Origin of the sequence: Knoellia tibetensis (genome assembly GCF_048606415.1) — a bacterium.
In the GTDB taxonomy this organism is placed as follows: Bacteria; Actinomycetota; Actinomycetes; order Actinomycetales; family Dermatophilaceae; genus Knoellia; species Knoellia tibetensis.
In genome coordinates this window covers 368,282-379,569 of sequence record NZ_JBMBWF010000002.1, presented here as the reverse complement: position 1 = coordinate 379,569, position 11,288 = coordinate 368,282, and the positions used below count along the sequence as shown (strand labels likewise).

The following is an 11,288-nucleotide window of genomic DNA, read 5'->3' as shown; positions in this document are numbered from 1 at the left end:
ATGCGCCCCGGGGTCCGCTTGGGGGTCGACGTCGGCACCGTGCGCGTCGGGGTGGCCGTCAGCGACCCCTCGGGCGTGCTCGCCAGCCCCCACGCGACCCTGACCCGGACCTGGCCGACCGACGACGGTGCGGGGGAGGACGACATCTCCACGATCGTCTCGCTCGCCCAAGAGCGGGAGGCGCTCGAGGTCGTCGTCGGCCTGCCCCGGTCACTTTCGGGTGGCGAGGGACCGGCCGCGGAGGCCGCACGCAAGTATGCTGCGGAGTTGGCCCGTCGGGTGACTCCCGTGGGCGTCCGTCTCGTCGACGAGCGCCTCACGAGCGTCGACGCCCACCGGGCCCTGCGCCAGAGTGGTGTCGACGGACGACGGCAGCGCGCCGTCGTCGACCAGGCTGCTGCAGTCCTCATCCTCCAGGCCGGACTGGACGAGGAGCGGAGCACGGGTCGACCACCCGGAGAGCCCGTGCGGGACAAGCGGCGCAGGCCGAAGACGAAGGACGGACAGCGGTGACCCAGAACCACCTCGACACGACGATCTTCGGCGAGCCCCCACCCGACGAGCAGCGCCGCCGCCAGCGTCACCAGCGTCGTCGCCGCGGCAAGGGCCGCCGCCTCCTCACCCTGCTGCTCGCGCTCGTCCTCGTCGGTGGCGCCACGGCCATCGCCTTCACCTTCCTCAAGCCACTCGTGTCGTCGGTCCTCGGCGGCAGCTCCGAGGCCGAGGACTTCCCCGGGCCCGGGGAGGGCGACGTCCAGGTCACGGTCAAGGCCGGCGACAGCGGCGAGTCGATCGCCACCGCGCTCAAGGCGGCAGGAGTCGTCAAGACGCGGACGGCATACCTCGACGCCTCGGCGGCCGACCCGGAGGCGAGCGCGGCCATCCAGGCCGGCACCTACTCCCTCAAGAAGGGGATGAAGGCGAGCGAGGCCTTCGCGCTGCTCACCGACCCCGCCAACCGCACGGTCACGCGAGTGACAATCCCCGAGGGGCTCTGGGTCAACGAGATCTTCGCCCGCCTGAGCAAGGCCACGGGCGCCCCGGTCGCCGACTACCAGGCTGCCGCCAAGAACCCGCAGGCGCTCGGCCTGCCCGAGTCGGCGAAGGGCCGGCTCGACGGCTACCTCTTCCCGTCGAGCTACGAGTTCGACGACAAGGTCCCCGCCGCCAGCCAGCTCAAGCAGATGGTCGCCCAGACCCTCGCGGAGCTCAAGAAGGCCGGGGTGGAGCCGGACGACTACAACCGCATCCTCACCATCGCCTCGATCATCGAGGGCGAGGTCAACGGTGACGCCGACCGCGCCAAGGTCGCGCGCGTCATCGAGAACCGCCTCAACGACCCCAACGGCCCGACCGTCGGCATGCTGCAGATGGACTCCACCGTCCACTACATCGAGCAGGAGCGCGGCCGCGCCGGCACCTCGAACGAGGCCCGCAACTCCGACAGCCCCTACAACACCTACAAGGTGAAGGGCCTCCCCCCGGGGCCGATCAACAGCCCGGGTGCCGCGTCGATCGAGGCAGCCGCGGCTCCGGCCGACGGGCCGTGGTTCTACTTCGTCGCGGTCAACCCGACCACGGGCGAGACGAAGTTCGCGACGACCCAGGCCGAGCACGACGCCAACGTCCGCGAGTTCAACGAGTGGTGCTCCGCCAACAAGGACAAGTGCTGAGGGCGGCCGTCCTCGGGTCGCCGGTCGCGCACTCGCTCTCACCCGTCCTCCACGCCGCGGCGTATGCCGTCCTCGGCCTTTCCGACTGGACCTACGTCCGTCGTGAGGTCACCGAGGCCGAGCTCGCGGACGTGGTCCGCGGGCTCGACGACGAGTGGCGTGGGCTCAGCCTGACGATGCCGCTCAAGGAGGCCGCGTTCGAGGTGGCCGCCACGGTGACGGACGTGGCGCAGGCGGCTGGAGCCATCAACACGCTGGTCCGTCGCGACGACGGTGGCTGGGACGGGGCCAACACCGACGTCGCCGGCATCGTCGGCGCCGTGGGACACGTCGACCACGGCGGGCCCGCCACGATCCTCGGGTCGGGCGCGACGGCCCGCTCGGCCGCGCTCGCGCTCGTCGACCTCGGGGTGCGCGACGTCCTCGTCGCCTCGCGCAACGCTTCGACCGCCGAGGCCGTCGTCGCCCTCCTCGCGAACCGTGGGGTGGCCGCACGTCACGTCGCCCTCGACCGCTGGGCCGACGAACCGCGCCGGCTCGTCGTCTCGACGCTGCCACCGGCCGCGAGTGCGGTGACAGCCGAGGCGCTGGACGAGGCCGGATCGACGGTCGAGGGGATGACCCTGCTCGACGTCATCTATGCCGACTGGCCGACGCCGCTGGCCCGGACCGCCCGCGCCCACGGCGCCGAGGTCGTCTCCGGTCTCGACATGCTCGTCCACCAGGCGGCCGTCCAGGTCGAGCTCTTCACCGGCCTGCGGCCTCCGCTCGAGCCGATGTTCGCCGCCGCCCGCGAGAGCGTGGGGGGCTGATGTCCGCAGACGTGCTCGCGGTCCTCGCCCTCGTTCTGCTCGTCGTCGCCGCGCTCGTCGTCGGCCGGCTCACGGCGCGTGAGCTCGCGACCGGCGGCTACCGGATCGTCGAGGACGAGGCGGACCACCCGACTCCGCCGTCGTGGTGGGTCGCCCCGCTGCTCGGCGTCCTCGTCCTGGTCCTCGCGCTCACGGTCGGTGAGACGGCAGCGTATGCCGCGTTGCCGGCATACCTGTTGTTCGCCTGGCTCACGGTGTGTCTGGTGTGGATCGACATCGACGTCCACCGGCTGCCCGTGGGACTCACTCGGCCGGCGCTGCCGGCGTTCGCGCTGCTGCTCGTGCCGCCGACGGCGGCGACGGGGGAGTGGGACCGGCTGCTCACGGCAGGACTGTGCAGCGTCGGGCTCACCGTGCTCTACCTCGCGTTCGCCTTCCTGCCCGGCGGCGGGTTCGGGGGTGGCGACATCCAGCTCGCTCCGACGATCGGCCTCCTGCTCGGGTGGCTCTCGGTCGGGCACGTCGTCGTCGGGACGATGGCGGCCTTCGTCGTCGGCGGGCTCACCGCCCTCGTCCTGCTCGTCACGCGACGTGCGGCGCGGACGTCGGCGATGGCGTTCGGTCCGGCGATGTGCGCGGGCGCGATCGTGGCTGTGGCGTGGGGGCAGCCGCTCATGGACGGTTATCTCGGCCGCTGAGCCCGCCGGAGCAGGACTGTCAGAACTGCTGGATGGGACCGGGTGCCGGGACGCCGAACTCCTCGCGCAGGTGCGAGCGCCGTCCCGACGCCTCCAGGGCGTCGGCGACCTTGCCGACCGGACGCGCCCACGGCCAGACGTGGACGACCATGAGGACGAGCGACACGACTGCACCGACGGCATACGCGAGGATCCCGCCCTCAACCACGAAAGCCGCCACGAGCGACGCGATGGCGATGGCCTCGCTCAGCGCGAACCGCAGGACCATCGAGCTCTGCCACCGGGCCCGGGCCGCCGTCTCGGCGTCGGCGTCGGACAGGTCCGGGTCGAGCGGCTGCACGCGGTAGCCGACCGACTCCAGCAGCAGGTGGACGACGACACCAGCCACGAGCTGGGCGACGGGCAGCCACAGGGGCGGCGTGTCGTCGGTGCCGAGCACGAAGAACATCGCGACGCCGATGAACACCAGCCCCGCCATGAGGGCTCCGGCGAGGATTCGGACGGACTGGGCGAACGGTGCGGCCGGTGGGGGAGTCGTCGTCATGGCGCGAGGGTAGCCGCGCGCGCTCGGTTCAGGACGTCGCCGCGGTCCGCGCGTCGTCGAGCCGCTCGGCGAGGTGGACGGTGACCTCGTCGCCGGTGCCCTTGCCGATGGCGTCGCGGACCTCCCGCGTCACGGCGAGCTTGTGGGTGCCGTCGCCGAGCGCCATGAACGAGCCCCGGAACGGGTGGTCGTCGATCGTGCCCGCCACCTTGACGAGGCCGCGCGTCCCAAAGAACTCCGCGGTCCAGTCGGTGACGAGGTAGGTCCAGCCGCCGGGCGCGCTGCTCGTGGCGAGGGTTCCGGTGAAGGTCCGGTCGAGTGCGGTCATGGTCTGCTCCTGCGTGGGTCGAAGGGTCGGGGGTGGGGTCGGGGAGGAGCTCAGCCGTACATGAGGGAGCCGGGCGTGGTGAGCTCGGTGCCGGTCTCGAGCCAGGTCTTGAGGCCCGAGAGCACCATCGGCCAGCCGCCGTGGATCGCCTCGCTCACGTCGTCGGGCAGCTGGTCGTGGACGACGGTGAGGCGGCACGAGTCGCCGACCTCCTCGATCTCCCACGTGACGCGCGACGTGCCGGCGGACTCGGCGTCGTCGTCCCAGTGCGCCCGGAAGCTCTGGACGAGCCGGCGCGGCGGGTCCACCTCGAGGTTCTCGCCGTCGACGAGCGGACGGTCGACCCCGTCGTGGGTCATGGCGTAGCGCGACCCCGGCGTCCAGTCCGACTCGATGGTGTTGCCGAAGTGGAAGCGCCGTCGCGTCTCGGGGTCGGTGATCGCGTGCCACAGCCGGTCGGGCGTCGTGCGGATGTAGATCTCGAAGACCTTGGTCGTGCTCATGCTCCCTGCCTCCAGCTCGTCCTTGAGCCCGACGAGGCCGGCGGCCCAGGGCTCGGTGTACTTGCTCACCCAGCGGTCGTGGACCTGCCGGATGCCCACGGCGTTGAGGAAGTGGTGCTTCTCGCGACCCTGCCGCCGGGTGGCGACGAGACCGGCCTCCTCGAGCACGGCGAGGTGCTTGGCCACGCCAATGCGGGTCATCTCGAACCGGGACACCAGGGCGCCGAGCGTCTGCCCGTCCTCCTCGAAGAGCGCGTCGAGGAGCGCTCTGCGAGTGGGGTCCGCCAGGGCCCGGAAGACGAGGTCCACATCCACTACAATAGGAAACCTATCGGTTTCCTGTCAAGGCTCCGTATGCCGTCCGCCCCCGACCGCGCCCACGTGCTGACCGCGCCCGTGGGGTCGGTGGGGTGCATGGGAGGATCGGTTTATGCTCCGATGGTTGACCGCAGGCGAGTCCCACGGCCCTGCCCTCCTGGCCACGATCGAGGGCCTGCCCGCCGGTGTCGAGGTGACGCGCAAGGACCTCGCCGACGCCCTCGCCCGCCGCCGTCTCGGCTACGGCCGCGGCGCGCGGATGAAGTTCGAGCAGGACGAGGTCGAGTTCCTCGGCGGTGTGCGCCACGGCCTGACGATGGGCTCACCCGTCGCCATCCGCATCGGCAACACCGAGTGGCCGAAGTGGGAGACCGTCATGTCGGCCGACCCCGTCTCCGACGAGGCCTATGAGGCGTCGAACGACGTCAACGCCGAGAAGGAGGTCGCGCGCAACAAGCCGCTGACGCGACCCCGGCCCGGGCACGCCGACCTCGTCGGGATGCAGAAGTACGCCTTCGACGACGCCCGCCCCGTCCTCGAGCGGGCTTCTGCCCGCGAGACCGCTGCGCGGGTGGCGCTCGGTGAGGTCGCCGCGCGCTTCCTCGAGCAGGCCTATGGCATCCGGCTCGTCTCGCACACGGTCTCGATGGGTCCGGCCGGTGTCGCCGACGACGCGCCGCTGCCCACGCCCGACCAGGTCGCCGAGATCGACGCCGACCCCGTCCGCACCCTCGACGCCGCCGGATCCGCCGCCATGGTCGCCGAGGTCGAGGCCGCGAAGAAGGACGGCGACACCCTCGGCGGCGTCGTCGAGGTGCTGGCCTACGGGCTGCCCCCGGGTCTCGGCTCGCACGTCCACTGGGACCGGCGGCTCGACGCCCGTCTCGCTGGCGCCCTCATGGGCATCCAAGCCATCAAGGGTGTCGAGGTCGGCGACGGCTTCCGCACCGCCGCCCGCCGCGGGTCGGCCGCCCACGACGAGATGGAGCGCGACGAGTCCGGCACGATCCGCCGCCGCACCGGCCGCGCCGGAGGCACCGAGGGCGGCATGTCCAACGGTGACGTCCTGCGGGTTCGCGCCGCGATGAAGCCGATCTCCACCGTCCCGCGTGCGCTCGACACCATCGACACGACGGGGGAGGGCGAGGCCAAGGCAATCCACCAGCGCTCCGACGTCTCGGCCGTCCCCGCCGCCGGCGTCGTCGCCGAGGCCATGGTGGCGCTCGTCCTCGCCGACGCCTGCCTCGAGAAGTTCGGCGGCGACTCGGTCGAGGAGACGCGACGCAACCACGCGGCATACCTCGCCGCCGTGCCCGAGACGATGCGCTCGTGGTGAGCGGGGAGCGGCCCGTGGTCGTCCTCATCGGGCCGCCCGGGTCGGGCAAGACGACGATCGGGCAGGCGCTCGCGGGCGCGCTCGGCGTCGCGTTCCACGACACCGACGCCGCGATCGAGGCCGACCAGGGCTGCTCGATCTCCGACATCTTCGTTCTCGACGGCGAACCGGCCTTCCGCGCGCTCGAGCGCGCCGAGGTGGCCCGGGCCGTCGCGGCCCACGCCGGGGTCGTCGCGCTCGGTGGCGGAGCGCCGATGGACGCCGAGACGCAGCAGGTCCTCGACGGTCAGGTCGTCGTCTTCCTCGACGTCGGCATCGCCGATGCCGCCAAGCGCGTCGGGTTCGACGCGAGCCGGCCGCTGCTCGCCATCAACCCCCGCGCCGCGTGGACCAAGCTCATGAACGAGCGCCGCCCGACCTACGAGCGCCTCGCCACCCACCGCGTCGACACCGCCGGGCGCGAGGTCGACGACGTCGTCGCCGAGATCGTCTCGCTGCTCGGGGGCAGCGAGTGAGCGTCGTCTCAGTCGGCGGTGACTACGACGTCGTCATCGAGGCCGGCTGCTCGGCGCGCGTCGCGGAAGTCGTGGGAGACGGCGTTCAGCGCGCGCTCGTCGTGCACCCCGAGTCGATGCGCTCGCTGGGGGAGTGGGTCACGGCATCGCTGCGCGACAGCGGAATCGAGGCGTATGCCGTCGGCGTCCCTGACGCCGAGGACGCCAAGACCGCGGTCGTCGCCGCCGAGCTGTGGTCGATGCTCGGCCGGCACGGCTTCACTCGCACCGACGTCGTCGTCGGCGTCGGGGGAGGGACGGTCACCGACCTCGCCGGGTTCGTCGCCGCGACGTGGCTGCGCGGGGTGCCCGTGGTCCAGGTGCCCACGACGCTGCTCGGCATGGTCGACGCGGCCGTCGGTGGCAAGACGGGGATCAACACCGCCGAGGGCAAGAACCTCGTCGGCTCCTTCCACCCGCCGCGGGCTGTGCTCTGCGACCTCGACTTGCTCTCGACGCTGCCACGCGAGGACTACGTCGCCGGGCTCGCCGAGATCATCAAGGCCGGGTTCATCGTCGACCCGGTGATCCTCGACCTCGTCGCCGGGGATCCGGAGGCGGCTGGGCGACCCGACGGGCCGCACACGCTGGAGCTCGTCGAGCGCGCGATCCGCGTCAAGGCCGACGTCGTGAGCCAGGACCTCAACGAGTCGTCGCTGCGCGAGATCCTCAACTACGGGCACACCTTCGGCCACGCCATCGAGCAGGTCGAGCAGTACCGCCGCCGACACGGTGAGGCGGTGGCGATCGGCATGGTCTACGCCGCCGAGCTCGCCGCCGCGGCAGGTGTCCTCGGCCGTGACGTCGTCGACCGCCACCGCGAGGTGCTCGCGTCAGTGGGGCTGCCGACGTCCTACGAGCCCGGGCGCTGGCCCGAGCTCGAGGCGGCGATGCGCCGCGACAAGAAGACGCGCGGGTCGCTACTCCGGTTCGTCGTCCTCGAGGACGTCGCTCGCCCCGTCCGCCTGGAGGGCCCGACCGACGACCAGCTGCAAACCGCATACGCCGCGGTCTCGGGCTGAGGACGGATTCTCGAAGCATCGGGCCGCGCCTCGGCTTTCCGCTCATGGCTCCCTTCTGTGTCAGACGCCCGCGGGAGGCTGGTCTTAGGCTTAGTGGTGGCGGGTCCGGGAAGTGGCTTGTCCGAAGAGCCGGTGTGGGGTTGTGAGCCGGCCGCGCTGGAGTCAGAGTCGTTGCCCCGTTGCCCTCCCGGGCCCGTCACCTTGCTCGCGGTGTAGTCGCCGAGCATCGTTCGGTAGACGAGGTCGGACAGGCGCCGTTTGAGGCAGCGCATGGCTTCCATGGAGGTTTTGCCGGCGGCTTTCTTCCGGTCGAAGTACGCGCGGCCCTCGGGTGGGGGTGCGCAGCTGCACGGTGGCCATGATGTGCAGCACCCGGTTGATCTGTCGGTTCCCGCCGCGGGAGAGGCGGTGGCGGACGTGGTCCCCGGAGGAGGCGTCGATCGGGGCGGTGCCGGTCCAGGACGCGAAGTGGTTGCGGTCCGGGAAGCGGGACAGGTCACCGACCTCGACCAGCAGCCGTGCGGCGCCGGAAGGACCGATGCCGTGCAAGCCGAGCAGCGAGGTCCCGGTTGCGGCGACGAGGTCCTTGAGCTCCTTGTCCGCGGCCTTCTTGCGGGCATGGATCCGTTCCAGGTCGGCGACGAGCTCGGCCGCGACCCGCTTGCGGGTCTTGCCCACCGCGTCGCGTGGCCGCACGCCGGCGAGCAGGACCTTTGCCTGGGCGGCAGAGAGGTACTTCTTGGCGCCACCGGGCAGCATTTCCAACAGGATTCGGTGCAGCTGGCTGATCTTGCGGGTGTGCTCGTCCCCCGATCGAGCGGCGCCGGTCCACGAGCAGCTGCAGCACCTCGAACTGGGCATCAGAGACGACCGGTCGCAGCCCGGCCATGCGGGTGCCGACCAGTGCGACCGAGTGCGCGTCGGTGGCGTCGGTCTTGCGGCCCTGCCCGATGCGAACACCCGCGCCCGCGCGGACAGCTTGGCCGGCACGTCGACGATGTCCTGCCCGTCGGCCAGGAGGCGGTGGGCGATGTGTCGGCCGATGCCCTCGCAGCCCTCGATCGCCCACACCCGCTCCGGCCACCCGGCGACGAAGTCGAGCATCGCCTCGTAACCCTCGACCGTGGTGTCGAACCGGCCGCCACCGGCCACCGTCTCGTCGGCGAGCATCACCGCCATCGTGACACTGCGTCTGTGCGGGTCCATCCCGATGACGACCCGCGGAACCTGCTCTTCCATGACGTCCTCCCGCTGCCTCGCACCTGTGATGGTTGGGCGTGGAGGGCACCGCTACTTCGAGCAGAGCAATCCCTTCTTGAGCCCCTCCTGCCCGACGGTGCCCGGGCGGCGCAGTCCATGTGAGAGCCACACGATCATCGTGGGCAGCCGCGATTGAGAGCGACGACCCGGCCACCTGAACCGAGCCTGCGCAGGCGCCGGTCCTGCCGTCAATGAAACACGTAGCCGCAGGGCGTGGGGCAGGCCGAAGAAGTCTAGGCCGGTGGTGGCAGGTTGGTCCTGTAGCAAATTGACGCCGGACTCGACAGCAGCGTGGAGCCGGCGCAACGTCTGGCTGACGTGTCTTTCAGTAACGGGCGTACCTGTCGTGCCGTCCCCAGCTCCGACCGGGCGCGGTGGCCTGCGGTCCCACATAGTCACTTGGGCCCCTTGCCGCGCAGGCAGGTTCGCTGCGGCCCGGGCCCAGATGAACATCCGAGGGTTCGGCGACGACTTGCTGCGTCAAGCCGTCGGACTCGACCCTGGGAGACGCCACGGGCTTTGGCGGCCTCGATCCCTTCGCGTTGCCCGGCACGGATCAGGGCGCGTTCGAGTTGGGCGAACGCTCCCATCACCTACAGCTGAAAGACGGCAGCGGATCAGCTTGGCCAGCAGCTTGGAACGCCAACCCTTCCATGAGGAGGCGGACCTTGACGCCGCCAGCCGTGCACTTCTCAAGGCGCAGCCAATCATCGGCGGCTGAACCTTCGGCCCGGCAATAGGTGACCCCACCCTCCCCGTGGGGCGGGCGAGGGCGGGCGTTGCCCGACAGGGTGAACAGTGCGGGCAATACCCACATCCCGAGGGTGTAACCCCACCAGCGCAAGGACACATGCTGCTTAGGGACTATCGCCTTGGGGTAACTACCCGGTGTCCACCCGCACCAATGAAGAGGAGCACAACAATGCGCATTCGACTCGCAGCAGCAGCAGCACTGACCGGTGCCGTCATGCTCTTCCCCTCCGCCGCCATGGCGGACATGGCGGCCGAGACCACGCCTCCTACTTCGACCACCGAGACCGATGAAGGTGGGGACTCGGGCAGGTGGGGTCTCCTGGGCCTGCTGGGCCTCGCCGGGTTGGCCGGGCTCAAGAAGAAGAACGACCACCACGACGACCGCACGACGAATACGCGCTGAGACCACGGCCGCGTACACCGATACCCGCTCGAGCAAGGAACAGCCTCGCGTCCGACAATCGTCGGACGCGAGGCTGTGAGCCTCTGGTGTCAAGACCGGGCGTCTACCCCGTGCACGGCTTCGACTCCAACAGTGCGGGTCGAGGGACAGGCCGTACCCGGCTTCCCGGGTGCGGCCTGTCCGCTCGGCGATGCCGTGGCAGAAGCCGCGCCCGAATCCACCCACACGGCCAACGCGGCTTCCGCTTCTTCGTACCTTAGGTTTGATCGCATGGACGAGGACCCGCCCGTCGGCGTACCCGAGCTGCAGGGGCAGATAGACGATTTGCGTTCCCGCGTTGACGCCTCCGACAAACGGGCTCTGGCCTTGGAGTCCCGTGCGGATAAGGCCGAGTTGTGGGCTGACGACAGCACCACCCGAGCTGATGCGGCCGAGCGCCGGGCGGACTTGGGCAGCAGGCGCTCGGAGGATGACCACCGCAGGCTCGCAGACGTCGAAGGGCGACTCGACGTCCACGACGAGATCATCGCTGAGCTGCAGGCCGAAGGGCTCATCAGCAGCAAGCAGGCAAAGAACCTCGAAGGCGCCCTGCAGACCGCCCGCACGATCGGTGCCGCCGTGGGGATCGTCATGACTCACCACCGCCTCAGCGAGGCCCAGGCCTTCGAGCTCCTGCGGAAGGCAAGCATGGACGCCAACAGCAAGCTGCGGCTGGTGGCCGAGGACGTCGTCCTGACAGGTGCCGTCCCAGGACTCCCGCCCCGTCAGTGAGGACCTGGGACTGTCGTCGCCCTGAGGTTGTCCGGCCGGCTGTCGGGGATGCGCCGGGGGCTTCAGATGGGGTGAGGGGCTAGGGCGGGCAGCAACCAGACGTGCGGTCCTCACCGTGATGGTTGTAAGGCTCCATGACCAGGTCTGCCGCCGACACCTGAGGTCATCGGCGCCCCTCGCGCTCATGCCGATGGTCGGGCGAAACCGACTGGTCCAGTCCGAGTGCGTTGTCGAGCCCTTGAACGCAGGTCCTGCTCTACTCGATGAGGTCTGACGGAACCCATGGAAAGGCCGAGCCGCACTCTGTTGGGTC

General features: G+C 70.7%; 12 protein-coding genes and 1 pseudogene. 9 read left to right on the top strand and 4 right to left on the bottom strand.

All coding sequences use genetic code 11. The features are described from left to right. The 4 genes from ruvX to ACOJV7_RS13625 are packed head-to-tail and all read left to right on the top strand — an operon-like array spanning nt 1 to nt 3,183. On the top strand, nt 1-513 hold the full coding sequence (gene ruvX / locus ACOJV7_RS13640; RefSeq protein WP_420190755.1) for a Holliday junction resolvase RuvX: 513 nt from the start codon (nt 1-3) through the stop codon (nt 511-513). Next, nucleotides 510-1,673: an endolytic transglycosylase MltG gene (gene mltG / locus ACOJV7_RS13635; RefSeq protein WP_420190754.1), complete on the top strand. Its 1,164-nt coding sequence runs from the start codon at nt 510-512 to the stop codon at nt 1,671-1,673. The genes ruvX and mltG overlap by 4 nt, the downstream gene beginning before the upstream one ends. Continuing rightward, the gene (locus ACOJV7_RS13630; RefSeq protein ID WP_420190753.1) at nt 1,667-2,485 is read left to right on the top strand and encodes a shikimate dehydrogenase; all 819 of its coding nucleotides are present in this window, start codon (nt 1,667-1,669) and stop codon (nt 2,483-2,485) included. The genes mltG and ACOJV7_RS13630 overlap by 7 nt, the downstream gene beginning before the upstream one ends. Then, the gene (locus ACOJV7_RS13625; RefSeq protein ID WP_420190752.1) at nt 2,485-3,183 is read left to right on the top strand and encodes a prepilin peptidase; all 699 of its coding nucleotides are present in this window, start codon (nt 2,485-2,487) and stop codon (nt 3,181-3,183) included. The genes ACOJV7_RS13630 and ACOJV7_RS13625 overlap by 1 nt, the downstream gene beginning before the upstream one ends. A gap of 19 nt (nt 3,184-3,202) precedes the next feature. Here ACOJV7_RS13625 and ACOJV7_RS13620 read toward each other — a convergent pair whose 3' ends face one another. From ACOJV7_RS13620 to ACOJV7_RS13610, 3 genes are read right to left on the bottom strand one after another with little or no spacing between them, the layout of a single operon-like run. Beyond that, nucleotides 3,203-3,727: a hypothetical protein gene (locus ACOJV7_RS13620; RefSeq protein ID WP_420190751.1), complete on the bottom strand. Its 525-nt coding sequence runs from the start codon at nt 3,725-3,727 to the stop codon at nt 3,203-3,205. Between the two features lie 28 nt (nt 3,728-3,755). Then, nucleotides 3,756-4,055 (bottom strand): DUF1905 domain-containing protein, encoded by a 300-nt coding sequence (locus ACOJV7_RS13615; protein WP_420190749.1) that lies wholly within the window; start codon nt 4,053-4,055, stop codon nt 3,756-3,758. 50 nt (nt 4,056-4,105) lie between these two features. Further along, nucleotides 4,106-4,867, bottom strand: a complete 762-nt coding sequence (locus ACOJV7_RS13610; RefSeq protein WP_420190787.1) for an ArsR/SmtB family transcription factor — start codon at nt 4,865-4,867, stop codon at nt 4,106-4,108. 121 nt (nt 4,868-4,988) lie between these two features. Here ACOJV7_RS13610 and aroC point away from each other — a divergent pair, with 121 nt between their 5' ends. Genes aroC through aroB form a run of 3 tightly spaced genes read left to right on the top strand, consistent with a single transcriptional unit; the run spans nt 4,989 to nt 7,788 of the window. Next, on the top strand, nt 4,989-6,212 hold the full coding sequence (gene aroC / locus ACOJV7_RS13605) for a chorismate synthase (protein WP_420190748.1): 1,224 nt from the start codon (nt 4,989-4,991) through the stop codon (nt 6,210-6,212). After that, nucleotides 6,206-6,727: a shikimate kinase gene (locus ACOJV7_RS13600; protein ID WP_420190747.1), complete on the top strand. Its 522-nt coding sequence runs from the start codon at nt 6,206-6,208 to the stop codon at nt 6,725-6,727. The genes aroC and ACOJV7_RS13600 overlap by 7 nt, the downstream gene beginning before the upstream one ends. Further along, nucleotides 6,724-7,788, top strand: coding sequence for a 3-dehydroquinate synthase (aroB, locus tag ACOJV7_RS13595; protein WP_420190746.1), 1,065 nt, complete (start codon nt 6,724-6,726; stop codon nt 7,786-7,788). The genes ACOJV7_RS13600 and aroB overlap by 4 nt, the downstream gene beginning before the upstream one ends. Nucleotides 7,789-7,850: 62 nt before the next feature. Here the strand turns inward: aroB and ACOJV7_RS13590 are convergent. Further along, nucleotides 7,851-9,027: pseudogene (locus tag ACOJV7_RS13590) on the bottom strand (IS110 family RNA-guided transposase); the annotation flags it as partial. An 871-nt stretch (nt 9,028-9,898) separates the two neighbouring features. Between ACOJV7_RS13590 and ACOJV7_RS13585 the strand changes: the two are divergent. After that, on the top strand, nt 9,899-10,204 hold the full coding sequence (locus tag ACOJV7_RS13585) for a WGxxGxxG family protein (protein ID WP_420190744.1): 306 nt from the start codon (nt 9,899-9,901) through the stop codon (nt 10,202-10,204). Nucleotides 10,205-10,474: 270 nt separating this feature from the next. Then, entirely contained in the window at nt 10,475-10,975 is a 501-nt protein-coding gene (locus ACOJV7_RS13580) for an ANTAR domain-containing protein (RefSeq protein WP_420190743.1), read from the top strand. Nucleotides 10,976-11,288: the final 313 nt, after the last annotated feature.